Raw genomic sequence first — 26425 nt, 5'->3', positions numbered from 1 at the left:
GCGGCGACATCGCGGATCTCGCGGTCGAGGTGCGCGGAGTGTCCCCGCACGTCGAAGTGACGACCGCGTCGACGGCGATGCCGGGTGGTCTGAGCCGCAAATCAAGGGACGTTCTCCGCAACCGGGGTTGGGGCTGGTTGGACCTTCGTGGTCACCTCCGCCTGGCCGGGACCGGAGTCCTGGTCGAAGTGCCGGTCCGGCCGGCCGCGCGAACCACCCGCCCGACAGAGACACCTTCAACGGCAACGTGGCCCTCGAGGTCGCGTCGGCCTTGCTCCTCGCACCAAAGCAGCCGGCACCCGTCCGAACGTCGGCGCGAGAACTGGAACGGTCGGTAAGTTCGGTGTCTGCCGTCATGACCGCGTTCCGCAACGCCCAGTCGATCGACGAGCAGAATTTGCCGACGGTCCGCGATCTGTTCGTCGCGCTCGACCTGGCCACCGACCGGGGTCGCGGGCGGGAGATCTTCGCGGACTGGACCCCGGAGAACGCGCCACGCGTCTGGTGATCCGCTGCCTTCAGCCGAGCTCTTCGGCAAGGTCACTCGGCGCACCCGTCGCCGATCCACCCTCGGATCCGACAGACCGGTTGTACGTCCTCAGCCACAACCGGGCAATGCGCACAGCGACACCGATGCTGAGCCGGGCAACGTCTCCGGGCGCCACGGTCGAGCACCGTGTTCAGGTAGCCGAACCCGGGCCGTTGATCGCCACAAAGCTGCAGGCGTCGCTCTCGAGGTGACGGGGAGGACCTACTTCAGGCCCGGCATCAGCTTCAGCGCGTTGCCCGCCAGGACGTCCCCCAGCGTCTCCTCCGGGAGGCCCAGCCCGGCGATCGAGCGGACGTTGGTGGCGGTCCCCGGCACGCCCGGCCAGTCCGTGCCGAAGATCCACTTGCGGGCCAGGCGCGGGAGGTCGAAGCGGGCGTAGTAGTCCGGGAGTTTCTTGGGGGGCAGGCCGGCGAGGTCGAGCCAGACGTTGGGGCGCGCTTGGGCCATGAAGGCCGCGATGTCGTACCACCAGCCGCGGCCGCCGTGGGCGAAGACGAAGTTCACCGACGGGAAGTCTTCGACGACGTCGGAGAGCAGGGCCGGGTCGCCAAAGCTGGCGCGGGAGCCGGGGAACACGGACCAGCCGGAGTGCAGGATGACCGGCACGCCGAGGGAGGCGCACAGCTCGTACACCGGGTACAGCTCCTTGTCCGCGGGCGAAAAGCAGCCGTGGACGGGGTGGATCTTCAAGGCCACCGCGCCCAGGTCGAGCTGCCGCCGGACCTCGTCGCGCAGCGGGTGGTGCAGGTGCGGGTTCACGTTGGCCACCAAGCGGAACCGCGTGGGGTTGTACGCGACCAGCGGCAGGTTGTCCTCGATCGGCTGGATGCCGGTGGCGCGTGGGCTGTACTCGCAGAACAGCAGGACGCGGTCGACGCCCTCGGCCTCCATCAGCTCGTCCATCGCGGCGGGGATCACCGAACCGGCGTCGTCGTACACCGTGCGCCACGGGTAGGCGCCGGCGAAGTCGCGGGCCCAGTCCTTCCACGCCTGCTTCACGGTGGGGATCCGGGGGGTGTGGACGTGGGCGTCCACCACGAAACGGCCGTCGATCATGCCGATCAGTCGATCACGGTTTCGCCGGAACCGGCAGCAGCGACTCGCGCACCAGGTCGCGAATCACGTTGCGGCGGATCTTGCCCGTCGCCGTCTTCGGCAGTTCCAGCAGCTCCACCACGCCACGCGGGCGTTTGAACGCGGCAAGCCCCGCCCGGCAGAACTCGATCAGCTCGTCCGGCTCCACGGCGAACCCGGGCGCCGCGACGACGCACGCCACCGGCTTGTCCAGTCCGTCGGCGTCCGGCGCGGCCACCACGGCGACCTCCGCGACGGCCGGGTGCCGCAGCAGTCGTTCCTCCACTTCGGACGGTGACACCCAGATCCCGCCCGCCTTCAGCATGTCGCCGAAGCGGCCGAGACAGGTGAAGGTGCCGTCGTCGTTGCGCACGTAGCTGTCGCCGGTGCGCAGCCATTCCCCTTGGAACACGCGCTTGGTGGTCTCGTACCGGGCCCAGTAACCCATCGCCGTCGACGGGCCCGACACGAACAGCTCACCGGGCTGCCCGGAACCCTCGATCAGCGCGCCGTGTTCGTCGCGGATCTCCACGGCGTAGCCGGGCACGGCCGTGCCCGTGCTGCCCGGCCGGATCGCGCCCGGCCGGTTGGTCAGGAAGATGTGCAACGCTTCCGTGGACCCGATGCCGTCGAGGATCTCGACACCGAACCGGTCGCGGAACCGGGTGAAGATCGAAGCCGGCAACGGTTCCCCGGCCGACACGCCGTAGCGCACCGACTCGAACGAATCGTCCGGCACATCGCTGGCCAGCACCGCGGCGAAGAACGTCGGCACGCCGAAGAACAACGTCGGCTTGGCGGCCCGCGCCCGGGCGGCGAACAGCGCGGGCGTCGGGCGTGCCGGCTCCAGCAGCGTCGTGCCGCCGGCGGCGAGCGGGAAAAACGCGGAGTTCCCGAGCCCGTAGGCGAAGAACAGCTTCGGCACGGACAGGAACCGGTCGGCCGGTGTCGTCGCCAGGATCTCGCGCGCGTAGGTTTCGCACACCGCGCGGATGCTCGCGTGCCGGTGCATCGCACCCTTGGGCTGACCCGTCGTGCCCGACGTGTACAGCCACAGCGCGGGCGAATCCTCCCACGTGCGAGCGGGTTCGAGGTCCTGGCCGTCCACAGTGGCCACTGCCGGCCACGCGTGGGTCGCGACCCCCGGCGGGAACTCCGCCGCGTCCGCTCGGTCGAGCAGTACGTCGGTGACCTCCGGCGCGGCCGCCAGCGCCGCCACCGCCTGCCCGGCGAACTCACCCGACACGCACAGCACGCGTGCCCGCGAGTCGGCGAGCACCTTGCCCAGCTCGAGGCCGGTGACCATCGTGGACACCGGCACGGCGACGGCACCCGCGAGCATCGCGCCGAGGATGCCGGTGAGCAGCTCGACGTCGTCGACCATGCAGAACATCACGCGTTCCTCGGGGCGCACGCCCAGGGAACGCAGTCCCGACGCGACCCGGTGGACCTCGTGGGTCAGCTCGGCGTAGTTCAGGGTCCGCCGCGCGGAGACGACGGCGGGTGCGTCGGGACGCCCCTGGGCCAACAGGTACTCGGCCGCGTTGAACCCGCTCATGGGGCCCCCTCTAGGTGAGGTGCACGTACTCGTAGTCGAACGGTTTGCCGTTGATGCCCTGCCGGGGCGGCGCGACCCAGCTCGCGATCTTCCCCCGCTCGTACACGGGCTGCATGAGCGAGCGGACGAAGGTCAGGTCCTCGGCCGTCGGCAACCAGCGGTGCCGGTTCGCCTCCCACGTCGCCTCGTCGACGATGTTGCCGTCGGGAGTGATGTGGTGGCCGGAGTTTATGCCGACCTCGCGGTTGAAACCAGGGTGCGGCAGCTTGAAGCGGAAGTCGATCTCCGCGTCCGCGAGGATCTTGTTCCAGCGGTTGACGCCGGTCTGGCAGTCGGCGGTGTACTCGCCGCGCAGGTCGAGGTTCAGCAGGAGGATCGCCTGCATTTCGTCGCTCGACCACGTGCCGTCCTCGTTGGGCCGGTCGAGCTCACGGGCGTCCTCGGTGAGCTTGTGGTCGTCCTTGCGCCGTGTCTCCTGCCAGCGGCCCTTGAGACCCGCGGTGTAGTAGTTCGCCGCGTTCGTGGAAGTCTCACTGCCGAACAGGTCGAGCGACACGGTGTAGTGGAAGTTGAGGTACCGCTGCATGACGTCGAGCGGGATGCCGCCGTGCGAGCCGATCTCCATCGTGTCGTGCTCACGGATCAGCTCGGCCGAACGCTGCACCACGCGGTCGACACCCGTGGTGCCGACGAACATGTGGTGCGCCTCTTCCTTGAGCATGAACTCGCAGGTGCGCGAGAGCGGATCGAACGAGCTCTCCTTCAGCGTGCCGAGCTGGTACTTGCCGTCGCGGTCGGTGAAGTAGGTGAACATGTAGAAGGCCAGCCAGTCGGCCGTCTCCTCGTTGAACGCGCCGAGGATGCGCGGCGCGTCGGGGCTGCCGGAGTTGCGCAGCAGCAGGCCCTCGGCCTCCTCGCGGCCTTCCCGGCCGAAGTACGCGTGCAGCAGGTACACCATGGCCCAGAGGTGGCGGCCCTCTTCGACGTTGACCTGGAACAAGTTCCGCAGGTCGTACAGGCTCGGCGCGGTCAGGCCGAGCAGCCGCTGCTGCTCCACCGAGGCCGGTTCCGTGTCGCCCTGGATCACGATCAAGCGCTGCAGGTCCGCCCGGTACTCACCGGGCACCTGCTGCCACACGGGCTCGCCCGCGTGCTCGCCGAAGGCGATGCGCCGGTCGCGGTCGCGTTCGGCGAGGAAGATGCCCCACCGATAGTCCGGCACGTTCACGTGGTCGAAGTGCGCCCAGCCCTCCCGGCCGACGCTCACGGCCGTGCGCAGGTACACGCCGTGGGTCTCGAGCGTGGGGCCCATCTCGCCCCACCAGTTCATGAACTTGGGCTGCCAGCCCTCCAACGCCCGCTGCAACCGCCGGTCGTCGCGCAGGTTGACGTTGTTCGGGATCTTGGCGTCGTAGTCGATCCGCTCGGGCATCGGTTCAGACCCGCTTCCTGTCGAAGATCGCCTTCTGGCCCGTACCGTAGCGCCGCAGCGCGCCCTCGGGACCAGAGGCGTTAGGTCGGGTGAAGATCCAATTCTGCCACGCCGTGAGGCGGCCGAAGATCTTCGTCTCGATCGTCTCCGGGCCGACGAACCGGTGGTTCGCCTCCATCCCGGTGAGCGCGTCGGGGCTCAGCGAAGCACGGCTCTCGAGCGCGATCCGGATCTCGTCCTCCCAGTCGAGGTCGTCCGGCGCGTCGGTGACCAAGCCCAGCTCCACGGCCTCCGCCGGCGACAGCGCCCGGTCGCGCTCGCGCAGCAGCCACGCGAGGTGGTCGTCGTCGCCGTAGAAGCGCGACTGCAGGCGGGTGAGGCCGTTGCCCATGGGGAACGGGCCGAAATTGGCTTCCGACAACGTGATCGACGCGCGCTCTTCGGAATCTTCGTCGTCGAGCGGCGGACCGTCCAGGATGTACTGGCGGTCGGCGGCGAGCGCGAGCTCCAGCAGCACGCCCGCGAAGCAACTGCCCGGCTCGATGAGCGCGACGAGCGTGCGGCTCGTGACGTCGAGGCGCTTCAGCGTGCGCTTGTAGTAGTGCAGGATCTCGTTGCCCAGCCAATCCTTCGCGCCGAGCACGGCGTGTTCGTGCGCGAGCACCTTCGCCGGGTCGCCCTCGGTGCGCAGGACCCACGTGCCCAGCTCGGTTTCGTTGGTGCGCAAGCGGAGGATCGTATCGTCGAGCTCTCGGGTGAGGCGCAGCAGCCAGCTGTCGGCGCCCTCGGCGTGCAGGTCGCCGGGGTCACCCTCGGGCCCGCGGACGGTGATGGTGGCCAGCGCGGCCGGCCGGTCGTAGGCGAGGTCCACGTACCGGTACGCTATGCCGTCTTCCGTGATCTCGGGGTCGAGCGGCGTGAGGGCGACGCCCTGGTCGCCGGGCAGCCGCTCGGACTCGGCGGCCAGCTCGCGCGCCCGCGCCAGCACGGACTCGCGGAACTCCTGGCGCGGCACGAGCTCGTCGACGAGCCGCCACTCGACGGCAGTCTTGCCCTTCACGCCGTCGGAACGCGTCGCGAACACGTCGGCGAGATCGCGGCGCACGCGGCGCTTGTCCACCACGCGGGTGAGGCCGCCGGTGCCGGGCAGCACCCCGAGCAGCGGCACCTCCGGCAGCGCGACCGTCGACGAGTTGTCGTCCACGAGCAGGATCTTCTCGCAGGCGAGCGCGATCTCGTAGCCGCCGCCCGCACAGCTCCCGTTCACCGCGGCCAGGTACCGCTGACCGGAGAACTCGGTGGCGTCCTCCAGGCCGTTGCGGGTTTCGTTGGTGAACTTGCAGAAGTTCACCTTCCACTCGTGCGGCGACGACGCGAGCATCCGGATGTTGGCGCCCGCGCAGAACACCTTGTCCTTGGCGCTCGTCACGATCACGGCGCGCACTTCGGGGTGCTCGAACCTCAACCGCTGCGTGGCGTCGTAGAACTCGATGTCCACGCCGAGGTCGTAGGAGTTCAGCTTCAGCTCGTAGCCCGGCACGAGGCCGCCCTGCTCGTCGACGTCCATCTCGAGCCAGGCGACCTCGCCGTCGACGCTGAGCTTCCAGTGCCGGTAGGTGTCCGGGTGGCGCTCGAACGTCACCGTCGTGGTGGTGGTCACTCCCTGATTGTCTACATATTGGCGACTAGCGTCAATGTTGTGTAGACGCTTGATCCGGCACGCTCACCCGGTTGAGTTTCGCCGCGGCCCACGACACGAACAACCACAACGCGATCGCCGCCGCGGTGTCGGTGAAGATCGTCGAGAACCAGAACGCCGGGATCTGCGGCACACCCACCAGGAAGTGGCCCGCGCTGACCAGGCCGGCCAGCGAGTAGACCACCAGGAAGCCGAGCGCCCGCCAGTACCGCTCCCGCACGTAATAGCGGTAACCGAAGAACCCGAACGCCGTGAACAACACCCACCCGAACGCGACGGTGATCTGCGCCGCGAGCACCGCGATGCCCGGGATCTGCGGATAGTCCTGTGCGCGGATGATGTTGTGCGCGTAGTGCAACGTGGTCGTAAGCAGCGTGAAACCGAGGATCACGCGGAGGCTGGTCAGTCCTTTCCCCTGCAGAACGTCCATGCGGTTCACCCCTTGCGATTTGATAGATCGCTCTAGCGAGAGAGTAGCGCCGATCAGCTGTCAGACCAAGCCGAGCCGGTGCCGAGTTTCGGAATAGCCGGTTTTTTGAAAAGCGATGCCATGGCGGGAAGCCGGCAGCTGCCCGACGCGACGCCGTCAGTTCGTTGGCGCTTCGGCCAGCAGGGTGCGCAGAGAAGCCAGCGTCCGCAGCGTCACCTCGAGGTCCTCCGGCGCCAGCCCCGCCGCCACGGCGTCCGCCCACCGGTCCCGGCGATCGCTCAGCGCGCGGAGGGCCGCGCGAGCCTTCGGGGTCACGTCGAGCAGCGGCGCCCGCGCGTCGGCCGGGTTTGCGGCGCGGGTCAGCATTCCGTTGCGCAGCAACCGGTTCACCGTCTCCTGCACACTCTGCCGGCGCAAGCCGCGGCGGCGGGCGAGCTCCGCCGCCGAAGCGGGGCCGTCTTCGAGAAAACCCAGCACGAGCCACTGCGCGGCCGTCAGGCCGGAAGGCGCGGTCAACGCGTCTCCCGCCGAAAGCAGTGCTCCGTTGGTCACGATGACGTCGTTGACCAGCTGCGTAACGCGTTCGGCCCGGGCGGTCATGCGTGCTAGCCTCCCATATTGACAGGTGCCTGTCGAAAGGAGTCCACCGTGGAGATGCCCACGAAAACCGAAGCGCACGAAGCGCTGAGCGCCCTCGTCGGGGAGTGGGCGGGGACCGAGGAACTCGCCGCGTCGGCGTGGGCGCCGCAGACGAGCGCGAAGGCGACCGCGAGCTACCGGGAGGCGCTGGCCGGGTTCGCCGTCGTGCAGGAGTACGCGCAGACGCGCGAGGACGGCGGGCACCTGTTGGGCCACAACGTCTTCACGGTCGACCCCGCGACGCAGGAGACGCTCTGGTACGGCTTCGACAGCTACGGCTTCCCGCCCGGCGAGCCGGCACGCGGAGGTTGGCGCGAGGGGACCCTTCACCTCGAAAAGCACACCGCGCGTGGCGTCGCGCGGCACCGGCTCACCCCGCACGACGACGAGCTCACCCACGAGATCGACGTCCGGATGGTCGACGCGGCCGAATTCACCCCGTTCCTGCGCGCCCGGTACACGCGTACCCAGTAGAAAGGGGCCATGACCGAGTCGACGATCGAGGCCAACGGCATCACCCTGTGCCACGAGGAGTTCGGCGACCCGGCGGACCCGCCACTGCTGCTGGTCATGGGGCTGGCCGCGCCCATGACGTGGTGGGACGACGACTTCTGCGAGCAGCTCGCCGGTCGCGGGTTCCGCGTGATCCGGTTCGACAACCGCGACGTCGGCCGGTCGCAGCGCATGTCCGGGCGCACCGACCTCGCCCGCGCCTACCTGCTGCGGAGCGCGCCGTACTCGATCGCCGACATGGCCGACGACGCGGCGGGGCTGCTCGGCGCGCTCGACGTCGAACGCGCCCACGTCGTCGGCGCGTCGATGGGCGGCATGATCGCGCAGGCGCTCGCGATCCGGCACCCCGCGCGGGTCCGGTCGCTGACGTCGATCATGTCCACCACCGGCAGCCGCCTGCTCGGCCACCCGAGCCCGCGCGCGGCCGCGTCGATGCTCGCGCCCCAGCCGCGCAGCCGCGCCGAGTACGTGGAGCTGCTGGTCAAAACGTTCCGCCTCATCGGCTCGCCCGGCTACCCGTTCGACGAGAAGCGCATGCGGGAACGCGCCGAACGCACCTTCGACCGCGGTGTCAACCCGGCCGGCGCGGCGCGCCAGCTCGCCGCCATCCTCTCGACGCGCGACCGCACAGCCGCGCTGCGCCGGCTCAACGTGCCCTCGCTCGTGGTCCACGGCGCGCGTGACCCGCTCGTCCACGTCTCGGGTGGCCGGGCCACGGCCCGTGCGCTGAGGGCCGACCTCGACGTCGTGCCCGGCATGGGCCACGACCTGCCGGAGGACGTCTGGCCGCGCGTGCTCGCCGGCATCGAGCGCGTGGCCGGCCGCCGGCCTTAGCTCACTGCACCACCGGGCCCCCGTCCACGGCCGGCGCCTGCCCGGTCACGAACGACGCGCGGTCCGACAGCAGCCACGCCACCGATTCGGCGATCTCCTCGGGCCAGGCCGACCGGTTGATCGGCTGCACGGCCGCGATCTCCTGCTCGGTGACGACCCCGGTCGCCCCGACCTGTCCGTACCTCCCGGTCCGGGCGGTGCCGGACACCCGGATCTCCTGTGTCGCGTATTCGAGCGCCGCGGCGCGGGTGAGCCCGACGACGCCGTGCTTGGCCGCGGCGTAGGCCGACAGGCCGAGGCCCATCCCGACCAGGCCGCCGATCGACGAGGTGTTCACCACGGCCCCGCCGCCGGTCGCGAGCATCGCGCGGATCTCGGACCGCAGGCACAGCCACACGCCGTCCAGGTTCACCGCCATCACGCGGTTCCAGTTCTCGCGCGTCGAATCGGCGACGGACTCGAACGCACCGTCGATGCCGGCGTTGGTGAACGCGCCGCCGAGCCGGCCGTACGCCGCGACGGCGGCGTCGACCATCGAGCGCGCATCATCCTCAAGGGACAGATCCGCCTTCACCGCCTCAGCGACGCCTCTGAGCCACGACCAGCTCGGCCGTCTCGGCGCACGACGCGTGGCGTCAACCCGTCCGCCGCGAACACCCGGCCCGCTCCGCCGGTGTTCGCCAGCGCGTGGGCCGGCTGCCCCAGCGCGGCGCCGGTCGCGGTGTCGACGATCTGGCCGTCGGCTTCCAGCAGCACGCGTACCGGATCCAGCCGGAGCTCCTCGCGCCTCTGGTCGCCGCCGGCGGCGCCGTGCGCGGGCACGAGGTCGAGCCCGCCTCGGCGGCGATGCAGCGCCGGATGGGCTTCGGCCAACCGGGCTACGGGCACCTCACCATGTCGATGTTCCACCTCAAACACCACCCGATCCCCGTCGGGCTGTTCCGGCATGAACGGCCGCGACCGGCGCCGGCGGCGCGGCGCTCGGCTCACCGCTCACCGCGCTCGTCTGGCGGGCCAACACGGTCGGGCCGTTGGGCGTGACGCTGGAGCCGGGCCACGTCGTGCTGCCTGGCTCGATGACCCGCGCGTCCCGGTGATCCCGGGCAACCCGGTCGTCGCGACGGTCGCCAGGCTCTGCAGTTCAGTAGCGTCCACGACGGAGCACATTGCCTGGTCGGCTGGGCTTTCAGCAATCAGCCCGTTCCACTGAACGGCACGCAAAGTTATCTCGCGAAGAAATATCTTGCGCGCGAGAGATGTGGGGAGTAGCGTTCTACGACATCAGCCCCAGAAAGGACGTGATCCCGATGGCTCCCACCGAGACCGAAGTCGCGAAGCTCGCCGAAGCACGTGATGAGCTGCGGACGAAGCACCTGCACCCCGCCGCCGACCGGGCCACGACCGCCGGCCGCGGCATCCACCACACTGCGCTGATCTCCAGCGACGTCGAGCGCACGATCACCTTCTACCAGGACGTGCTCGGTTTTCCGCTCACGGAGCTCATCGAGAACCGCGACTACCCGGGCTCCAGCCACTTCTTCTTCGACGTCGGCAACGGCAACGCTGTCGCGTTCTTCGACCTGCCCGGCCTCGACCTGGGCCAGTACGCGGAGGTGCTCGGTGGCTTGCACCACCTGGCGCTGTCGCTCACCCCGGAGAACTGGGCGGCCGCGCGCTCGCGCCTGGACGCGGCGGGCGTGAAGTACCAGGAGGAGAGCGGCACGTCGATCTACCTGGCCGACCCGGACGGCGCCCGCATCGAGCTCATCGCCGACGACCTCGGTGAGATGTACGGCTCGAAGATCGGCTGAGGAGGAATCCTCTCTTCGCCGCGGACGTTGTCGCACGTATGCAAGCTGAAGACATCCTCGCGAACGCCACGACGATCGCGGTGGTCGGCCTGAGCCGCGATCCGGCGAAGGCTGCGCACGGGGTGCCCGCCGCGCTGCAGGCGCACGGCTTCCGCATCATCCCCGTGCACCCGTCGGCGACCGAGCTGCTCGGCGAGAAGGTCTACCGCTCCCTCAAGGACATCCCGGAGCCGGTGGACCTCGTCGACGTCTTCCGCCCGGCCGCCGAGGCCCCGGCCATCGCGGCCGACGCCGTGGCGATCGGCGCCAAGGCGCTGTGGCTGCAGCAGGGCATCGTCTCGGCCGAAGCCCGCCGCATCGCCGAAGACGGCGGGCTGGAGTACGTCGAGGACCGTTGCACCGCCGTCGTCCGCGCCGTCGCCGCGATCAGCAAGAACTGATCCCGGCGGCGCTTGACGGCTTACGCCGCCCGCGTGGCCTTCGGCTGCCGGCGCCGTCGCCGTCGCCGCGCACGGCCTCGTCGCCACTCGGGTAGTGCGTGGGCCGGCGGTCGAAGCGGCGGGCCGACGTCACGGCGCCCGTGGTCTTGGGCTCGATCCAGAGCGTGTCCCACGTCGTGTGCAGGAGGATCGCGGCACGGGCGATCCGGCGGCCCGCAGAACCTGACGCCGGGTCTGCTCGCTCACACTCCTACTCCAAAGTGGACCACGCGGTCGTTTCCTGTGTCCGCGACGAAGATGCGGCCCTGCGCGTCGACGGCCACGCCGAGCGGCAAGCTCAGCGCACCCGGACCGTCGGTACCGAATTCCGTGCGGTAGGGGCCGGTGGTGCGGAACTGCGCCACCCAGCCGTGGCCGGGGAGGGTGACGAACGCGTCGCCGCCGGCGTTCAGCGCGACTCCGGCCGGGTTGGCCGGCCCGCCGAGTTCGCTGTTGCGGCCGTCGCCGATCGAGCCGAGTGCCTTGCCGTCGGCGTCGTAGTGCACCACGGCGACGTGCCCGCTCGCAGCGCGTCCGTTGTGGACGATCCACACGCCACCGCTGCCGTCGCTCACGATGGCCTGTGGCGAGCTGACCTTCTCCGTGATGTCGGTGAGCGCCTTGCCGGTGAACGTGTCGAAGCGCGCGACGCGCCGGTGCCCGGTGTCGGAGACCAGCAGCCGGCCCGCGGTGTCGATGGCGACGCCACGCGGGTTTTCCAGCTCGTCCGCGCCGTACTCGCGCGAGAACCCGCCCCACCACGAGTACCGGACGACGCGGTTGTTGCCGGTGTCGGCGACATAGACGTTGCCCGCGTGGTCCACGGCCACCGCCTGCGGCTACTTGAACCGGCCGGCGAGCACGCGCACGAGCCGGCCGTCGCGGGTGAACGCCTGCACGCGGTCGTTACCGGTGTCGGCGACCCAGATCTGGCCGCGCTCGTCGACCGTGAGGCCCGCCGGACTGCTGAACTGCGCGGGGCCACGGCCACTGCGCCCGAACGCACCCTGGTAGGGAGGCGGCGGGATCCGCGGGACGGCCCGGACGGTGAACCGCACGGGCTCGGCGAGCCAGGTGTACCCGTCGTTCGCGAGGGAGAACGCGAGGTAGTTCCCGGGCGGCAGCGAGCCGGTGGCGAACGAGACCGCACCGCTCGCGAGCGGGGTGTACTCCCGCAGCGTCGGCGGGCCGGCGTAGGTCTGGGCGCCGGGACCGTTAACGGGGTCGGGGAAGAGACCGACCCAGTTCTCCGGGGCCACCGAGAACTGCGGGGTCGTGTAGGTGAAGGTGATCGGCTCGCCCTGTTCCACGGAGGCTGCGCTGCCGACCAAGGTGCCCGTTGCCACGGGCCCAGCATCCACTGGCACGGGTGTAGCAGGAAGCACGGGGAACGGGTGTTCAGGGAGAGTTCTTCCAGGTGACGAGCCGGTAGCCGACCCCCCGCACGGTTTCGATCGTGTGCGTGCCGAACGGAGCGTCGATCTTGCGCCGCAGGTATCCCACGTAGACCTCGACGACGTTCTCGTCACCCTCGTAGTGGGCGTCCCAGACGTGGCCGAGGATCTCGTTCTTGGAGAGCGCATCGCCCTGGCGGCGCAGCAGGAACTCGAGCAGGCCGAACTCACGGGCCGTCAGTCCGATGCGCGTCTCTCCCCTGTGGACGGTCCGCGCGGCCGGGTCGAGCCGCAGGTCGCCGGCGGAGAGCACGGCCGGGCGCGCGGGCGCGCCGCGGCGAAGCAGGGCGCGCAGGCGCGCGACGAGGACGACGAAGGAGAACGGCTTGGACAGGTAGTCGTCGGCGCCGAGGTCGAAGGCATCGGCTTCGTCGTATTCGCCGTCCTTGGCGGTGAGCATGAGGACCGGCGTCCAGTTCTCGGCCGCGCGCAGCTGTTTGAGGACTTCGTAGCCCGACAGTTCGGGCAGCATGATGTCGAGCACGACGGCGTCGTAGTCGTGCTCGGTCGCCGACCACAGGCCGTCGCGTCCGGTGTGGACGACGTCGACGGTGAAACCCTCGGCGACGAGTCCACGCCGGACGGTTTCGGCGAGCTCGCGTTCGTCTTCGACGATCAGCAGGCGCATGTCAGCGGTCCTCCTCGATTCGCGGGAGCTCGATGCGGAAGTGCGCGCCGGGGTAGCTGGGGTCGGTCACGTCCGCGTAGTGGGCGCGTCCGCCGTGCCGCGCGGCGATCCCCGCGACGATGGGCAGGCCGAGCCCAGTGCCGCCGTGGTCGCGCTGGCGCGACGAGTCGAGGCGGACGAACCGTTCGAAGACCCGTTCCCGATCTTGCGCGGGCACGCCGGGGCCGTCGTCGCTGACCTCGACGACCGCGGCTCCGTGGTGGACCCAGCTGGCGATGCGGACGCGCTCGCGGGCGTGGCCGCGCGCGTTGTCGACGAGGTTGCGCACGGCCCGGCGCAGTTGCGCTTCGCTGCCCCGGACTTTCGCGGGGCCGGCGCGGACTTCGATCTCGACGGGGCCTTCGGCGCGCACGCGTTCGGCCTCCGCGCGGACGATGTCGTCGAGGTCCACTTCGGTGCTCGCGGGGCGGTCGGTGGTGTCGTCGGTGCGGGCGAGCATCAGGAGGTCGTCGACGAGTTCGCGCAGCCGCGCGGTTTCGCGGGTGATCACGGGGACGAGCTCACCGGTCGTCTCGGGATGACGGCCGGAGACGTCGAGCGCGGTGCTGATGGTCGAGAGCGGGGAGCGCAGCTCGTGGCTGGCGTCGGCGACGAACCTCCGTTGCGCGGCTTGGGTGGAGGCGAGCCGGGCGAGCATTTCGTTGAGGGTGACGGCGAGGCGGTGCACCTCGTCCCGGCCGGGCGGCAGCGGCACGCGCGCAGCGAGGTCGCGAGTCGAGATTTCGGCGACGGTGCGGCGCATCCGTTCGACCGGCCGCAGCGCGGCGCCGACCGAGCGGTAGACGGCGAAGCCCGCGATGGCCAGCAACGGCAGGGAAATCAGGCCGAGCAGGAGCGTGAGGCGGGTGGACGCTTCGGTGACGGGTTCGAGCGAGCGGGCCGAGATGACGGTGTAGGGACCACCGGGACCGCTCACGCCTTGGGAGACGACGCGGTAGTCGTCGCCGTCGCCGTTGAGCCCGAGCGGGAGGGTTTGCACGCTTTCGCGGCCGGGCGCCGGGTGCGCTCCGGTGAGCGGCGGGTGCCCGACGATGGCGGGATCGCCGGCGATGGGCGTGCCGCGCCGGTCGAGCACCTGCGTGACGGCCTCGGTGTCGCCGGTGCTGGCGACGTCGCTGGAGGAGAGGTCTTTCGAACCCTCGCGCACGAGCTGGATGGCGACCTGGCGGGCGGTGCTGCGTGCACTCTCCGTCACGCCGCGGTCGAGCGACTCGTCGAGCAGCAGGACCACGACCACGCAGGCCGCGGCGATGGCCAGCGCGAGCGCCAGCACCGCGACGGCCGTGGTCCGCATCCGGACGCCGGTCACAGCGAGCAGTTTCACGTACGCAACGTAACGAGCTCGATGTGAATCCACTGTCACCGAGCGGCTGCCGGTTTCGGTTCAGTGGGACCATCGGCGAAACCGTGCCCGGGTGGCGCTGTGATTTCCCTGAGAGCATGGTCGGCGTCGCGAAAATAGTTTGTTAGCTGTCCTATCGATCGGAGGTTGAACCATTCGGGGAGTCCTTGACCAGGAGCAATACGAAAGTAGGTGAAGATCTTTCGCACTTAGATCGGAGCTGTTAGCGTCCAACCCCGCTTACCGGAAACACGTGCCGATGAGCGGGAACCGGGTGAAGGGGCGGACGACGTGGCGGAACGGACACTGGACCAGAGCGGCACCCTCGAGCGCGGGCTCGCGGTGCTCGAACACGTCGGGCAGCACCAGGAGATTTCCACCAATGCGATCGCGAGGCAACTGGGTCTTTCGCGCAGCGCGGCGTACCGGATCGTCGGCACGCTGAAACGGCTGGAGTACCTGGAGGCCGACAGCGTCACGGGTCGCGTGCGGCTCGGCACCCGGCTCGTCGAGCTCGGGGCGCGCGCGATGGCCGCCACCGACCTGCACCGGTGCGCGCCGCGCTACCTCGCGTCGCTCGCCGAGCGCTCGGGCGAGACGACGTACCTCGCCGTGCCGGACAACGACACGATGGTCTACGTCGCGACCGAGCGCAGCGCCAGCGCCGTGACCCTGGCCTGCCGGCTCGGCACGCGCCGCCCCCAGCACGCCACGTCGCTCGGCAAGGCCTGGCTGGCGGCGCTGCCCGAGCACGACCGGGTCGAGCGCGTCCGCCGCATGAAGCTCGACAGCCTCACCCTCAAGACCATCAACGACCCCAGCCGCCTGCTCGACGAACTCGCCCGCACCCACCGCCGCGGCTGGGCCGTCGACGACGTCGAAAACGAACCCGACGTCGGCTGCGTCGCCGCGGCCGTCCGCGACCACTCCGGGCGCCCGATCGCCGCCATCAGCGTCGCCGGCCCCGCGCCGCGCGTCCTGCGCCGCGTCGAAGAACTCGGCGCCACGGTCGCGGGCGCGGCAGCTGCCCTGTCGCTGCGGCTCGGGTACGTCCGCAGCCGCTAGCCCGCGTACCTGGTTGGCTGCTTGCCTGGTTGCTTTTGCCTTTTGGCTATTGGCTTTTGCCTGCCCGGCCCGGCGACCCCGCGGCCGGCCAAGCCATCCCGCGACCGGCAACGGCACTCCTCCGGCCCAGCACCCCACGGCCGGCGGCTCGCCCCGGCTCTTCCGCGGCAGACAGCCCGGCCCGCCACAGCCCTACCCCCACCGACAGCCGGCTCGGCTCGCGCTCCGGGACTGGCAGCCCTTTACCACAGGCGCGCACCGCTGTGGCGGCGCCCATCGACCACCCGATCGCCCGCTCACCCACCACCGACCGCACCTGACCCGTCCCCTTTCACACCACCGACCAAACCAGATCCGCCCCGCTCACCCACCAGCGACCGGCAACGTCAACCCACCCGGCCCGGCCCACCACGCCGGCAAGCCCGGCCCGTCTTGGTTTCCGGTACCCCGCAGCCGTCAGTCCCAGCTCACTCCGTTTGGGACTCGCGGCAAAACCGGCAGACCGATCCGCGTCCGACCGGCGCATCCCGCAGCCACCAGGACCCACCGAGCTCCTGATCGCCCGCCGCGGCGACACCGCATCGACTCCCACGCCGACCCACCACCGCCACCGACACCAACCCATCTCGGCCAGCACCCGCCGCGACCGGCAGACCCCAACCCGACTCCGGCCCGGCCCACCCACAAGCCCGACCCCGCCTGCCTCCGGTACGCCGCAGCCCGCAGTCCCAGCTCACTCTGTTCGCAACCCGCCGCAAATCGGCAACCAATCCGAGCCCGACCCGCGCATCTCGCAGCCGCCAGGACCCACCCAGCTCCTGACCGGCTGCCGCGCCGACACCGCATCGACTCCCACCCCGACCCACCACCGCCACCAACCCCAACTCCGGCCCGGCCCACCCGCGGCCCCTACATCATCCTGATCATCGCGATCTTCCTCTCCCGCATCGGCACGATCTTCACGCACTTGCCCGTGTGGTTGGACCTCACGAAGCTCCTCCACAAGGCCGACTGGGTCTTCGCCTGTCCAGGTCTGCACAACCAGGTGATCCAGCACGGGCCGATCACGCCGAAGAACACGCCCTACGCGGCCACGTTCACCGTCGACTTCCTCTTCTCCCCGGCACGGTCGCCCTGATCGCCACGGTGATCGCGGGATTCGCCATGGGCGCCCGGCCGAAGCAACTGCTCCGGACGTACCGCGACACGCTGCACCAGATGCGCTGGGCCCTGGCGACGATCTTCATGATCCTCGCGATCGCGTTCGTCATGAACTACTCCGGCGCCACGCAGACGCTCGGCCTCGCGCTCGCGACCACCGGTGTCCTGTTCCCGATCTTCTCCGCGTACATCGGCTGGCTCGGCGTGTTCCTCACGGGTTCCGACGCGTCGACCAACAGCCTCTTCGGGCCCATGCAGGTGATCTCGGCGCAGCAGCTGCACCTCGACCCCGTGCTGGCGGGCACCACCAACACTTCCGGCGGCGTGATGGGCAAGATGATCTCACCGCAGAACCTGTCGATCGCGCGACGGCGATCGGGCAGAGCGGAAAGGAAGGATCACTGCTGCGCCAGACCTTCCTGTGGTCGCTCGCCCGCACCGCCGTGGTCGGCGTGATCTCGCTGCTGCAGGCCACCGTGCTCGAGTTCATGATCCCTTGACGGCTTTCCCGCGTTTCCGGTCAGCCAGTAACCGTCCACTGTGGGCGGTTGCTGGGCTGTCCGGATGAAAACCGGGCACCTCCGCCGCCGCGCGACCTACCGTGGAACACATGCCACTGACGCTGATCAAAGGCACGTTCCAGCTCCTCGGTGCCGCACCGGACGGCGACTCCGTGCGGTTCTACCCCGACGACCCCGACGCGACGAAGAAGGCCGGCCTCCGCGTGCGGCTCAACTCCCGCGGCGGCATGCAGCTGCGCCTCGACGCAATCGACGCGCTGGAGACGCACTACCGCCCCCGCAGTGGTGACATGCTGCACCAGCCCGCCTCGCTCGGCGGCGCAGCGGCGGATCGGCTCGTCGCACTCCTCGGCTTCACCTCCGTGACCCGTGACGACAGCGGTGCGGTCACGTCCGCGAAACCGGAGAAGGTCGCCGGGCACATCCTCACGAGGTTCGCCGACAAGTACGGTCGCGCGGTCGCGTTCGCCTTCCCGGGCCAGCGGCCCGGCCGCTCCGTCGACGGCAGCGAGGTGTTCCTCGACGTCAAAGCGCTGAAGAACTCTGTGAACTACCAGCTCGTCTCCGAAGGCCTCACCTACCCCACCTTCTACTCGTTGCTGTACGTCGATCTGCGCCAATCGCTCGCCGAGGCAGCCGAAGCCGCACGCGCCTCGGGCAGCGGCGTGTGGGCCTCGGACGTGACGACGGCGGGCTTCCGGCTGCGTTCCCGCGCGCAACTGGAAGACGAACTCGTGCTGCTGCCCAAGCTCTTCCGCCGCCTCGCCGACTACCTCGCGCTCGACGAGACGGGCGGCGTGTCCCTCGCCGGCTTCGCACACTTCCTCGACACCCGCGACGACCGCCTGTTCACCGTCCCGGATGGACAGTCAACGGAACTCGCCACGCTCGTCGAAGTCAAGCGCCAGACCGTGAAACTCATTGTGCCACCGGAACGCATCGTTTTCGTCGAAGCGTGAGCAGTTGTCCACAGGGCGGGCGAGTTGTGGACAACTCGTGGCCATCTCGACTCGCGGCCGGATTTGTCGGGGGTGGCGGATAGAATGGACGTGGGACGCCCCCTTGGGAGGGCGGGGGACTTTTCTCCCGGCCGGGATGGGCCGGCAGTTGGTGGAATGGGGTTATGACCGCTGCTGCTGGTCCATGGTGAGCAACTGTGTGAGGCCTTCGGAGTATCCCGGTTGGAGGTCTTGCGGGGTCGTTCGGCCGAGTTTGGGTGCGTTCGGTCGCGGTTATGTCCCGGCAGACGGTGGCCGGGATCCTGTCGGGTGAGGTTCCCGGGGTCGGGCCCGGCCGGCGATAGGGAATCGGTTGTCCAGGGCCGGAAAGGCCTCGGAATCACCAGTACGGTTGGCGCCACAAGCAGCGTTTCGTACCCCGGTAACAGATCCCGAGCCGGCGAGCGGCTTTCCTGTTCCCTGGTCTGCCGCCGTCCGCGCGAGGCAGGTCGTCGGTTCCCTGGACAGCGGCCTGCCAACTCCGCGCACAACACCGAGCACCGCAGCACAGACGCCCCATCAGGAAGCCGCCGGGCGGCTGCCTGCTCCCTGGCCTGCCGCCACCGGCGCAACGAAGACCGCCCGGCACCCCGACAACGGCCCGCCAACCCCGCGCACAACGGAGAACACCGCCACACAGCGGCAGACTCGATCAGCAAACCGCCGGGCAGCTTTCCGCTCCCTGGCCTGGCGCCACCGGCGCAACGAAGACCGCTCGGCATCCCGGACAACGGCCCGCCAACCCCGCGCACAACATCGAACACCGCCACGCAGCGGCATAACCCGATCAGCAAACCGCCGGGCAGCTTCCAGCTCGCCGACCTGCCGCCACCGGCGCAACGAAGACCGCTCGGCATCCCGGACAACGGCCCGCCAACCCCGCGCACAACGGAGAATGCCGCCGCACAGCGGCAGACTCGATCAGCAAACCGCCGGGCAGCTTCCCGCTCACCGGCCTGGCGCCACCGGCGCAACGAAGACCGCTCGGCATCCCGGACAACGGCCCGCCAACCCCGTACACGACACCGAACACCGCCACGCAGCGGCATAACCCGATCAGCAAACCGCCGGGCAGCTTCCCGCTCACCGGCCTGCCGCCACCGGCGCAAGGCAGGTCGCCTGCTCCCCGGACAACGGCCTGTCAGCCGCGCGCGCAACGGAGAATGCCGCCACACAGCGGCAAAACCCGATCAGCAAACCGCCGGGCAGCTTCCAGCTCGCCGAGCTGCCGCCACCAGCGCAACGGCGACCGCCCGGCACCCGGACAACGGCCCGCCAACCCCGTACAGGACACCGAACACCGCACACCGCCACACAGACGCCCGATCAGCAAGCCGCCGCGCGGTTGAGGAGCAGGGTGCGTTCGCGTTCGTTGCCGGTCATGTCCGCGGCGCGCTCGAATTCCGCCTTGGCTTCGCTCAGACGGCCCAGTTTCACCAGGAAATCGCCGCGGACGCTCGGCAGGAGGTGGTAGTTCTTGAGCGCTGGTTCGTCCAAGAGCTTGTCCACGAGTTGCAGGCCGGCTTCCGGGCCGTCGGCCATCGAGACGGCGACCGCGCGGTTCAGTTCGATCACCGGCGACGGCGTGAGCTGGGCGAGGCCGGAGTACAGCGCGGCGATGCGCGTCCAGTCCGTCTCTTCCGGGGTGCGGGCGCGAGCGTGGCACGCGGCGATCGCGGCCTGCGCCGAATACGGCCCGTACGCGCCGTCCGCGAGTTCTTCCGAGCGCGTCAGCGCGGTGAGCCCGCGGCGGATCAGCAGCTGGTCCCACCGGCCGCGGTCCTGCTCCAGCAGCAGAACCGGCTCGCCGCCCGGGCCGGTGCGCGCGGCCGAACGCGACGCCTGGATCTCGAGCAGCGCGGCGAGGCCGTGCACCTCCGGCTCGTCGGGCATCAGCCCGCTGAGCACGCGGGCGAGCCGCAGCGCGTCTTCGCACAGGGCGGGGCGCATCCAGTCGTCGCCGCGGGTGGCGGAGTAGCCCTCGTTGAAAATCAGGTAGATCACTTCCAGCACGGAGGAAAGCCGCGCCCGCCGCTCTTCGCCGACGGGCACCTCGAAAGGCACCTTCGCGTCGGCCAGCGACTTCTTCGCGCGCACGATCCGCTGCGCGACCGTCGACTCCTTGACGAGGAACGCACGGGCGATCTCGTCGGTGGTCAGACCACCGAGCATGCGCAGCGTCAACGCGACCCGCGCCGGCGTCGCCAGCACCGGGTGGCACGCCGTGAACACGAGCCGCAGGATGTCGTCTTCGATGTGCTCCTCGTCGAGCACGGCGTCGAAGTCCGGCAGCACACCCTCGCCGAGCTGCTGGTCGCGCCCGATCTCCTCGAGCTTGCGGCCGAAGGTTTCGTTGCGGCGGAACTGGTCGATCGCACGGCGCTTGGCCGTGGTCATCAGCCACGCACCGGGGTTGCGCGGCACACCGGTCTCCGGCCACTGCTCGAGAGCGGCGACCAACGCGTCCTGCGCGAGCTCCTCCGCGAGCCCGACGTCGCGCACCATCCGCGCGAGACCAGCGATGACTCGCGCGGACTCGATCCGCCAGACCGCCTCCACGGCACCGTGCGTGTCCACGAGCCCATCAGACAGGCTGGCTCGCCCGAGGGCAAGCCTCGGGCGAGCCACGGGTCAGAGCGGTTCGGACAGCGGCCGGACCTCGACGGTGCCCGGCCGCAGTTCGGGGTTGGGCGCGCGCTTGAGCAGCTCCACGATCTCCGCGAGCGACTCCCCCTGCAGGATCCACACCCCGGCCACGAGCTCCTTCGTCTCCGCGAACGGCCCGTCGACCACCTGGGGCTCGGGATCGCCGTCGAAGTAGACCAATCGCGCGCCTGCCGAGCTCGGGGTGAGTCCTTCGGCCGCCACGAGGTAGCCCGAGGCCGCGAGCTCGTCGTTGAACTTCCCCATCTGTTCGACGAGCTCGCGGCTCGGCGGGACCCCGGCTTCGGAGTCCGCGCTGGCCTTGATCATCACCAGGAAACGCATCAGGCGTTCTTCGCCGCCTGCTCACGCAGCCGCTCCTCGGCTTCGCGCAGCTCCGGGGTCAGGTTGTCGCCGAAGTCCTCGGCCTCGGCGATGCGCCGGATCTCGATCTCGTGGTGCGCACCGTCGGTGTTCGGCACGCGCTTGACCCACTCGATGACCTCTTCCTTCGAGCGGACCTGCAGGATCCAGAAGCCGGCCACGAGCTCCTTGGTCTCGGCGAACGGTCCGTCGATCACCGTCGGCTCGGACTTGCCCGAGAAGCGCACCCGCGCGCCGTCCGCGCTCGAGGTCAGGCCCTCACCGGCGAGCATCACGCCGGCCTTCACGAGCTCCTCGTTGAACTTGCCCATCTCGGCGAGCATCTCGGTGCTGGGCAGCTGGCCGGACTCGGACTCTTCGCTGGCCTTCATGATCACCATGAACCGCATTTCGGAGATCCTCTCTCTGTGTTCGGCTTGTCTTCACCCCTGCGTCGAACGGGCGGCCACTGGATCGACAAGGCGCCCGAACTTTTTTCCAGGCGCCGAAACTAGCAGGTCAGGCGTCAGCTCGGGGACAAATCGGGCGTGAGAGAATTTGTGGTCGTGGCACACCTCCCCGACGACCTGCGGACCGCCCTCGACGACGAGCTGGGCCGGTTCCCCGAATCCCGGCTCGCCCAGGCGGTCGACAAGCTCAGCTCGCGCTACCGCTCGGGCGACTCCGCGACTGCGCCGATCCTCGCCTCGGAGCTCGACGTCGCCGCTTACGCGGGTTACCGGATGCCGGCGACGTACGCGGCGGTCAGCTCCGTGCTCGGCGAGGTCGCCGCGGCCGCTCCTTCGTTCGCGCCCCGCACGCAGCTCGACGTGGGCGGCGGCACGGGCGCGGCGGTCTGGGCCGCGGCCGGCGTGTGGCCGGCGCTGGAGAAGTGCACGGTCGTCGAACAAGTCGCGGGCGCGGTGACGCTGGGCCGCAAGCTGGCGGCGACCGCCGAGGAGCCGGCGGTGCGCGGTGCCACGTGGCAGCGCGGGCTGATCGACCCATCGGTGCCGTTGCCGGCAACGGATCTGGTCACGCTGTCGTACGTGCTGGGTGAGCTGCCGGAAGCCAAGCGCGCCGGCGTGGTGCGCTGGCTGGCCGCGTCGGCCGGCGTGGTCGCGCTGATCGAGCCGGGCACGCCCGCCGGCTTCGCGAGCATCCGCGCCGCCCGCGACGTGCTGCGGGAGCTGGGCCACGCGGTGGTCGCGCCGTGCCCGCACGACGGCGAGTGCCCGATCGTCCCCGGCGACGACTGGTGCCACTTCTCGGCACGGCTGCCGCGTTCCGGGGTCCACCGGCGCATCAAGTCGGGCACGCTCGGGTTCGAGGACGAGAAGTTCTCGTACGTCGCGACGGCGCCGCTGGGCACCGCGCTCGACCGGCCCGCCGCGCGAATCCTGCGGCACCCCCGCAAACACAAGGGCTTCGTACAGCTGGATTTGTGTACCGTGGAGGGCCTCGCGCCGGGGGTCACGGTGTCCAAACGCCACGGTCCCCGCTACCGCGCGGCCCGCGACGCTTCGTGGGGCGACCCTTGGACCACGACAGAGCAGGCCGGCAGCTGAACCACGAAGGAGCAGGCCGATGGGGAAGGTCATCGCGGAGATCAGCATGTCGCTCGACGGCGTCGTCGCCGGGCCCGGCACCAACACCGAGCACCGGCTCGGGCGCGACGGCGATCTGCTCCACACGTGGATGGCCCACGGCAACGAAGTCGACCACCAGGTGATGGCCGGGTTTTTCACCGGTACCGGGGCGTTCGTGCTCGGGCGCACGACGTTCGACATGGGCATCGACATATGGGGCCCGGACGGAGCGTTCGAGCGGCCGTCGTTCGTGCTCACCCACCGCGCGGCCGAACCGCGGGTGCAGGGCAAGACCACGTTCACGTTCGTCACCGACGGCCCGGAAAGTGCGCTGGCGCAAGCGAAAGCGGCCGCGGGCGACCTCGACGTCGTGCTGATGAGCGGTTCGCCGATCGACCAGTGCCTGCAGCTCGGCGTCGTCGACGAACTGCGCATCCACCTGGTGCCCCTGGTGTTCGGCGCGGGCGTGCGGCTGTTCGGCGACCTGGCCGAACGCCACATCGCGCTGGAGCGCACCGACGTGGTGGCCACACCGACGATGACGCACCTGACGTACAACGTCGTCCGCTGACCCGCCGCGGCGGCTGTCCCTGGGTGCGGACGCGTTCGACGGCGCTTCGCGAACGGCCCGCGGGGGTCGAGCCCTCGTGGGCCTGGCCCCGGTCGATCGCGTTCGACCCGGTTCCGGAACGTTCTTGACGTCCCGTGTCCGGTCCGCCGGTGCGGTTCCGACTCCCTCGTGAACCGAACGGGAAAGGACTTCCCAATGGGGATTGTCAAGTCACGCTGCTGCTGGGATCGGGGGTGAGGCGTGGTAGTTGGCGTTGTCGCGGAGCATGGCCCACAGGACGTTCAGGCGTCGGCGGGCGAGGCAGAGCAGCGCTTGTTCATGTCGTTTGCCTTCGGCGCGTTTGCGCCGGTAGTAGGCCTTGGAAATCGGGCAGCCGGGCAGGCTGGCCGAGGCGGCGAGGTAACAGGCCCGCAGCAAACCGCGGTGGTAGCGGCGAGGCCGCCTGAGGTTGCCGCGGATCCGGCCGGAGTCGCGGGGAACCGGAGCCAGCCCGGCGTAGCCGGCGAGACGGTCGACCGAGCCGAACGCGGCGATGTCCCCGCCGGTAGCGGCGAGGAATTCCGCGGCGAGGGTCGGGCCGAACCCGGGCAGGGTGAGGATCACGTCGGCGTAGCGGTGCCGGCGACATCGCTCCTCGATCATCGCGTCGAGCTCGGCGATTTCCGTGTTGAGGGCGATCACCCCCTTGGCCAGCCGTTCGACCATCGCGGCAGCGAGTTTCTGCCCGGGCAGCGTGGTTTGTTGCGCGGCGGCGGCTTCGATCGCCGCGTGGGCGACCGTGTCGGCTTTGCGGACCTTGCGGTTGTGCAGCCAGTGGATCAGGCGTTGCTCGCCCAGACGCCGGATCGCGTCCGGGGTTTGGTAGCCGGTCAGCAGCACCAGGTGTCCTTTGCGGGACAACTCGAGGCTGCGTTCCAGCGCGGGGAAGTACTCCAGCAGCTGGTGGCGGATACGGTTGATCGCCCGGGTGCGGTCGCAGACCAGGTCGGTGCGCCGGTTGGTCAGGGTCCGCAGGTCAACCGCGAGTTCGTCCCCGGCCCGCAGCGGGCCGAGGTCGCGGCGGACGCGGGCCTGATCGGCGATGACGAACGCGTCTTTCTCGTCGGTCTTGCCCTCGCCTCGGTAGGTTCCGGCGGCGCGGTGGACCTTCAACCCGGTGATGTAGACCAGTTCTTGACCGTGGTTGACCAGCAGGCCGATCAGCAGCGCGGCACCGCCGGTGTTCAGGTCGATTGCCCACAGCACGTCGGTGTCGACGGCCGCGACGTCGGCGATCAGGTTCAGCAGTTCAGTTTCGTCGTTCTGGACTCGCCGGGACAACAGCCGTTCTCCGTCGTCGTTGATCACCACGCAGTGGTGGTGTTCCTTGCCGATGTCCACGCCGGCCCAGATTCGGGGCACGACCACCTCCATCACTCACCAGAACAGTTCACCCACAGACGACCACGCCGACGATGTCCTACACAGCGATCAACGCGTATCCCAATTAGCGGTCGAGTCGTCGCGAGGGACCGGGCGGCCAAGTCCTTTCAGCCTTGCCAACGGCGACGCCATGCAAGCCATACCCGGAGCCCCAGGGCCCACCGATCCTACGAATGACCAGTTCAGACCCAACAAAGAAGGTAGGACACGTCATGGATTTCGAACGTCGCGTCGCCGGGATCGTGGAGCAGACCGAGCTGCTGCGGTCCACCGCACAGGGCGCGGACCTGGCCACGCGGATCGCGGCGTGCCCCGACTGGAGTCTCGGGCAGCTGCTCAACCACGTCGGCGCGGGACACCGCTACGCGGAGCAGATCGTGCGCGGCGGCGAGCCCGAACCGCCGTCGGACGACTACTTGCGCAACCCCGGCCACGAGGTGCGGCCGGGTGAGTGGCTGACCGCGGGCGCCGCGCACCTGGCGGCGACGCTGCGGACCGCCGGCCCCGACGCCGTGGTGTGGACCCCGGTGCCCGCGGGGCCGCCGAGGGCCGCGTTCTTCGCGCGGCGCTTCCTGCACGAGACGGCGATGCACCGGGCCGACGTCGCGCTCGCCCTCGGGCAGCCGTTCGAGCTCGACGCCGAAACCGCCCGCGACACGATGGACGAGTGGCTCGAACTCGGCTCGCTGGCGGTGATGTTGGAATACTTCCCCGAGCGCCGCTCACTCCAGAGTCCGGGCCACACGATCCACCTCGCCCCGACCGACCACGCGGCTTCGTGGACGGTCGACCTCACCGGCGAGCTGCCCGCCTGGCGGCCCGGGCCCGTCGACCACCCGGCGGTCACCGTCGTAGCCCCGCTGACCGACCTGCTGCTGATCGTCTACGGCCGCGCTCCTGCCGGCACCGCGAAGCGCACCGGCGACACGGACTTCCTCGACCGGTGGCTGTCGCTCGTCAGCTTCGGCTGAAGTTGAGGCCGCGCGATCACACGGGTCGGCCGGAGCTCCGGCGCGGCCGGGGCGGCGTGCTCGCGGCACCCGGGCTCGGTACGGCCGGCGGGCTGGGCGGCAGTTCGCCCACAGCCGAGGTCAGCCTCACGGCCGAGGCACTTCGGACCCGCGCAGGAGGCGCAAGACCGCCGGGCACAGCACGATCGACACAATGACCACCCAGCGGCTGGGCCCGAGACTCGGGTGGCGAGCCGACCACGGATGAAGGGACTTGCGGTGCGAACACCCAGAACAGGACCGGTGGCGGTCAGGTGGCCAGGCCGCGCCAGTGTTTGAGCAGGTTGAAGTGGCGTTCGACGACGTTGCGGCCGCGGTAGCCGGCCGAGTCGAATGCCGGTGGCTGTCCACCGCGGGAACCACGGCGCTTGCGGTGCCCGATCTGGTCGGCAGGTTCGGGGATCACGGCGGTGATCCGGCGGGCGCGCAGAAACTCACGGATCGCCGATACCGATAGATGATCCCCTCGACCATCGCCCGCGCATCAGAAAACGGCCGCCCCTGCTTACCTGTCCGCACCGGAAGCAAGTCCTCGATCAACACCCACTGCTCATCCGAAAGCAACTGAAACCGCTACAC

At 70.0% G+C, this 26425-nt stretch carries 27 protein-coding genes and 2 pseudogenes; 12 read left to right on the top strand and 17 right to left on the bottom strand.

Going from position 1 to position 26425, the window contains the following annotated elements:
* The first annotated feature begins 355 nt into the window (after positions 1-355).
* Positions 356-508, top strand: coding sequence for a hypothetical protein (locus I6J71_RS00985; RefSeq protein WP_204092983.1), 153 nt, complete (start codon positions 356-358; stop codon positions 506-508).
* A gap of 243 nt (positions 509-751) precedes the next feature.
* On the opposite strand, the gene I6J71_RS00980 is transcribed toward I6J71_RS00985, so the two are convergent.
* The 6 genes from I6J71_RS00980 to I6J71_RS00955 all read right to left on the bottom strand — a co-directional run bounded on the left by I6J71_RS00980 (position 752) and on the right by I6J71_RS00955 (position 7343).
* The gene (locus I6J71_RS00980; RefSeq protein WP_204092982.1) at positions 752-1606 is read right to left on the bottom strand and encodes an amidohydrolase family protein; all 855 of its coding nucleotides are present in this window, start codon (positions 1604-1606) and stop codon (positions 752-754) included.
* Positions 1607-1619: 13 nt separating this feature from the next.
* Positions 1620-3182 carry a benzoate-CoA ligase family protein gene (locus I6J71_RS00975; protein ID WP_204092981.1) on the bottom strand — a complete coding sequence of 521 codons (1563 nt, stop codon included), beginning with the start codon at positions 3180-3182 and terminating at the stop codon, positions 1620-1622.
* Between the two features lie 10 nt (positions 3183-3192).
* Positions 3193-4614: a benzoyl-CoA 2,3-epoxidase subunit BoxB gene (gene boxB / locus I6J71_RS00970; RefSeq protein ID WP_204092980.1), complete on the bottom strand. Its 1422-nt coding sequence runs from the start codon at positions 4612-4614 to the stop codon at positions 3193-3195.
* Positions 4615-4618: 4 nt separating this feature from the next.
* The gene (boxC, locus tag I6J71_RS00965; RefSeq protein WP_204092979.1) at positions 4619-6274 is read right to left on the bottom strand and encodes a 2,3-epoxybenzoyl-CoA dihydrolase; all 1656 of its coding nucleotides are present in this window, start codon (positions 6272-6274) and stop codon (positions 4619-4621) included.
* Positions 6275-6305: 31 nt separating this feature from the next.
* Positions 6306-6743 (bottom strand): hypothetical protein, encoded by a 438-nt coding sequence (locus tag I6J71_RS00960; protein ID WP_204092978.1) that lies wholly within the window; start codon positions 6741-6743, stop codon positions 6306-6308.
* Between the two features lie 156 nt (positions 6744-6899).
* The gene (locus I6J71_RS00955) at positions 6900-7343 is read right to left on the bottom strand and encodes a MarR family winged helix-turn-helix transcriptional regulator (protein ID WP_204092977.1); all 444 of its coding nucleotides are present in this window, start codon (positions 7341-7343) and stop codon (positions 6900-6902) included.
* 54 nt (positions 7344-7397) lie between these two features.
* Here I6J71_RS00955 and I6J71_RS00950 point away from each other — a divergent pair, with 54 nt between their 5' ends.
* Both I6J71_RS00950 and I6J71_RS00945 read left to right on the top strand, forming a co-directional pair.
* The gene (locus I6J71_RS00950) at positions 7398-7856 is read left to right on the top strand and encodes a DUF1579 family protein (protein ID WP_239155622.1); all 459 of its coding nucleotides are present in this window, start codon (positions 7398-7400) and stop codon (positions 7854-7856) included.
* Between the two features lie 9 nt (positions 7857-7865).
* Entirely contained in the window at positions 7866-8729 is an 864-nt protein-coding gene (locus tag I6J71_RS00945; protein WP_204092975.1) for an alpha/beta fold hydrolase, read from the top strand.
* Position 8730: 1 nt separating this feature from the next.
* Here the strand turns inward: I6J71_RS00945 and I6J71_RS00940 are convergent, their stop codons facing one another.
* Positions 8731-9264 carry an SDR family oxidoreductase gene (locus I6J71_RS00940; protein WP_239154351.1) on the bottom strand — a complete coding sequence of 178 codons (534 nt, stop codon included), beginning with the start codon at positions 9262-9264 and terminating at the stop codon, positions 8731-8733.
* A 161-nt stretch (positions 9265-9425) separates the two neighbouring features.
* On the opposite strand from I6J71_RS00940, the pseudogene I6J71_RS47435 reads away from it, so the two are divergent.
* The 3 genes and pseudogenes from I6J71_RS47435 to I6J71_RS00925 all read left to right on the top strand — a co-directional run bounded on the left by I6J71_RS47435 (position 9426) and on the right by I6J71_RS00925 (position 10980).
* Positions 9426-9939: pseudogene (locus tag I6J71_RS47435) on the top strand (hypothetical protein).
* Positions 9940-10036: 97 nt separating this feature from the next.
* Positions 10037-10540, top strand: coding sequence for a VOC family protein (locus tag I6J71_RS00930; RefSeq protein ID WP_204092973.1), 504 nt, complete (start codon positions 10037-10039; stop codon positions 10538-10540).
* Positions 10541-10578: 38 nt separating this feature from the next.
* Positions 10579-10980: a CoA-binding protein gene (locus tag I6J71_RS00925; RefSeq protein ID WP_204092972.1), complete on the top strand. Its 402-nt coding sequence runs from the start codon at positions 10579-10581 to the stop codon at positions 10978-10980.
* A 242-nt stretch (positions 10981-11222) separates the two neighbouring features.
* Here the strand turns inward: I6J71_RS00925 and I6J71_RS00920 are convergent, their stop codons facing one another.
* From I6J71_RS00920 to I6J71_RS00910, 4 genes are read right to left on the bottom strand one after another with little or no spacing between them, the layout of a single operon-like run.
* A complete protein-coding gene (locus tag I6J71_RS00920; RefSeq protein WP_239154350.1) occupies positions 11223-11849 on the bottom strand; it encodes an NHL repeat-containing protein in 627 nt (208 codons plus the stop codon).
* A gap of 9 nt (positions 11850-11858) precedes the next feature.
* Positions 11859-12365, bottom strand: coding sequence for a hypothetical protein (locus tag I6J71_RS47430; RefSeq protein WP_239154349.1), 507 nt, complete (start codon positions 12363-12365; stop codon positions 11859-11861).
* A gap of 52 nt (positions 12366-12417) precedes the next feature.
* On the bottom strand, positions 12418-13101 hold the full coding sequence (locus I6J71_RS00915; protein WP_204092971.1) for a response regulator transcription factor: 684 nt from the start codon (positions 13099-13101) through the stop codon (positions 12418-12420).
* A gap of 1 nt (position 13102) precedes the next feature.
* Positions 13103-14485, bottom strand: coding sequence for a cell wall metabolism sensor histidine kinase WalK (locus tag I6J71_RS00910; RefSeq protein ID WP_239154348.1), 1383 nt, complete (start codon positions 14483-14485; stop codon positions 13103-13105).
* A 360-nt stretch (positions 14486-14845) separates the two neighbouring features.
* Here I6J71_RS00910 and I6J71_RS00905 point away from each other — a divergent pair, with 360 nt between their 5' ends.
* The 3 genes and pseudogenes from I6J71_RS00905 (at position 14846) to I6J71_RS00895 (ending at position 18209) form a co-directional block, all read left to right on the top strand.
* Positions 14846-15568, top strand: a complete 723-nt coding sequence (locus tag I6J71_RS00905; protein ID WP_370542267.1) for an IclR family transcriptional regulator — start codon at positions 14846-14848, stop codon at positions 15566-15568.
* A 907-nt stretch (positions 15569-16475) separates the two neighbouring features.
* A pseudogene (locus I6J71_RS50235) lies at positions 16476-17229 on the top strand (L-lactate permease); the annotation flags it as partial.
* Between the two features lie 110 nt (positions 17230-17339).
* Complete coding sequence (locus I6J71_RS00895) at positions 17340-18209, top strand: nuclease (protein WP_204092969.1); 870 nt, start codon at positions 17340-17342, stop codon at positions 18207-18209.
* 1365 nt (positions 18210-19574) lie between these two features.
* On the opposite strand, the gene I6J71_RS00890 is transcribed toward I6J71_RS00895, so the two are convergent.
* The 3 genes from I6J71_RS00890 to I6J71_RS00880 are packed head-to-tail and all read right to left on the bottom strand — an operon-like array spanning position 19575 to position 21664.
* Positions 19575-20825 carry an RNA polymerase sigma factor gene (locus tag I6J71_RS00890; RefSeq protein WP_204092968.1) on the bottom strand — a complete coding sequence of 417 codons (1251 nt, stop codon included), beginning with the start codon at positions 20823-20825 and terminating at the stop codon, positions 19575-19577.
* Between the two features lie 54 nt (positions 20826-20879).
* Positions 20880-21236, bottom strand: a complete 357-nt coding sequence (locus tag I6J71_RS00885; RefSeq protein ID WP_204092967.1) for a YciI family protein — start codon at positions 21234-21236, stop codon at positions 20880-20882.
* Entirely contained in the window at positions 21236-21664 is a 429-nt protein-coding gene (locus I6J71_RS00880; protein WP_204092966.1) for a YciI family protein, read from the bottom strand. Before I6J71_RS00880 ends, I6J71_RS00885 begins: the two co-directional genes overlap by 1 nt.
* Before the next feature lie 156 nt (positions 21665-21820).
* Here I6J71_RS00880 and I6J71_RS00875 point away from each other — a divergent pair, with 156 nt between their 5' ends.
* Positions 21821-22822, top strand: a complete 1002-nt coding sequence (locus I6J71_RS00875) for a small ribosomal subunit Rsm22 family protein (RefSeq protein ID WP_204092965.1) — start codon at positions 21821-21823, stop codon at positions 22820-22822.
* Between the two features lie 19 nt (positions 22823-22841).
* Positions 22842-23414, top strand: coding sequence for a dihydrofolate reductase family protein (locus tag I6J71_RS00870; protein ID WP_204092964.1), 573 nt, complete (start codon positions 22842-22844; stop codon positions 23412-23414).
* A gap of 210 nt (positions 23415-23624) precedes the next feature.
* On the opposite strand, the gene I6J71_RS00865 is transcribed toward I6J71_RS00870, so the two are convergent.
* Entirely contained in the window at positions 23625-24827 is a 1203-nt protein-coding gene (locus I6J71_RS00865) for an IS110 family transposase (protein ID WP_239154345.1), read from the bottom strand.
* Positions 24828-25048: 221 nt separating this feature from the next.
* Here I6J71_RS00865 and I6J71_RS00860 point away from each other — a divergent pair, with 221 nt between their 5' ends.
* Entirely contained in the window at positions 25049-25807 is a 759-nt protein-coding gene (locus I6J71_RS00860) for a maleylpyruvate isomerase family mycothiol-dependent enzyme (protein WP_204092963.1), read from the top strand.
* Positions 25808-26096: 289 nt separating this feature from the next.
* Here the strand turns inward: I6J71_RS00860 and I6J71_RS00855 are convergent, their stop codons facing one another.
* A complete protein-coding gene (locus I6J71_RS00855) occupies positions 26097-26252 on the bottom strand; it encodes a hypothetical protein (RefSeq protein ID WP_239154344.1) in 156 nt (51 codons plus the stop codon).
* On the bottom strand, positions 26249-26365 hold the full coding sequence (locus tag I6J71_RS50230; protein ID WP_370542266.1) for a hypothetical protein: 117 nt from the start codon (positions 26363-26365) through the stop codon (positions 26249-26251). Before I6J71_RS50230 ends, I6J71_RS00855 begins: the two co-directional genes overlap by 4 nt.
* Positions 26366-26425: the final 60 nt, after the last annotated feature.

Origin of the sequence: Amycolatopsis sp. FDAARGOS 1241 (assembly GCF_016889705.1) — a bacterium.
Classification (GTDB): domain Bacteria; phylum Actinomycetota; class Actinomycetes; order Mycobacteriales; family Pseudonocardiaceae; genus Amycolatopsis.
The sequence above is the reverse complement of the archived record's forward strand: the minus strand, read 5'-3'. Positions and strand labels throughout refer to the sequence as shown.

Bases quoted from the DNA above. Each gene is read 5' to 3' on its own strand.
- boxB (WP_204092980.1), bottom strand. From the start codon at position 4,614: ATGCCCGAGCGGATCGACTACGACGCCAAGATCCCGAACAACGTCAAC.
- I6J71_RS00865 (WP_239154345.1), bottom strand. From the start codon at position 24,827: ATGGAGGTGGTCGTGCCCCGAATCTGGGCCGGCGTGGACATCGGCAAG.
- I6J71_RS00880 (WP_204092966.1), bottom strand. From the start codon at position 21,664: ATGCGGTTCATGGTGATCATGAAGGCCAGCGAAGAGTCCGAGTCCGGC.
- I6J71_RS00950 (WP_239155622.1), top strand. From the start codon at position 7,398: ATGCCCACGAAAACCGAAGCGCACGAAGCGCTGAGCGCCCTCGTCGGG.
- I6J71_RS00980 (WP_204092982.1), bottom strand. From the start codon at position 1,606: ATGATCGACGGCCGTTTCGTGGTGGACGCCCACGTCCACACCCCCCGG.
- I6J71_RS00915 (WP_204092971.1), bottom strand. From the start codon at position 13,101: ATGCGCCTGCTGATCGTCGAAGACGAACGCGAGCTCGCCGAAACCGTC.
- I6J71_RS00940 (WP_239154351.1), bottom strand. From the start codon at position 9,264: ATGGTCGACGCCGCCGTCGCGGCGTACGGCCGGCTCGGCGGCGCGTTC.
- I6J71_RS00925 (WP_204092972.1), top strand. From the start codon at position 10,579: ATGCAAGCTGAAGACATCCTCGCGAACGCCACGACGATCGCGGTGGTC.
- I6J71_RS00870 (WP_204092964.1), top strand. From the start codon at position 22,842: ATGGGGAAGGTCATCGCGGAGATCAGCATGTCGCTCGACGGCGTCGTC.
- I6J71_RS00960 (WP_204092978.1), bottom strand. From the start codon at position 6,743: ATGGACGTTCTGCAGGGGAAAGGACTGACCAGCCTCCGCGTGATCCTC.
- I6J71_RS00975 (WP_204092981.1), bottom strand. From the start codon at position 3,182: ATGAGCGGGTTCAACGCGGCCGAGTACCTGTTGGCCCAGGGGCGTCCC.
- I6J71_RS00860 (WP_204092963.1), top strand. From the start codon at position 25,049: ATGGATTTCGAACGTCGCGTCGCCGGGATCGTGGAGCAGACCGAGCTG.
- I6J71_RS00885 (WP_204092967.1), bottom strand. From the start codon at position 21,236: ATGCGTTTCCTGGTGATGATCAAGGCCAGCGCGGACTCCGAAGCCGGG.
- I6J71_RS00930 (WP_204092973.1), top strand. From the start codon at position 10,037: ATGGCTCCCACCGAGACCGAAGTCGCGAAGCTCGCCGAAGCACGTGAT.
- I6J71_RS00895 (WP_204092969.1), top strand. From the start codon at position 17,340: ATGCCACTGACGCTGATCAAAGGCACGTTCCAGCTCCTCGGTGCCGCA.
- I6J71_RS00955 (WP_204092977.1), bottom strand. From the start codon at position 7,343: ATGACCGCCCGGGCCGAACGCGTTACGCAGCTGGTCAACGACGTCATC.
- I6J71_RS00985 (WP_204092983.1), top strand. From the start codon at position 356: ATGACCGCGTTCCGCAACGCCCAGTCGATCGACGAGCAGAATTTGCCG.
- I6J71_RS00945 (WP_204092975.1), top strand. From the start codon at position 7,866: ATGACCGAGTCGACGATCGAGGCCAACGGCATCACCCTGTGCCACGAG.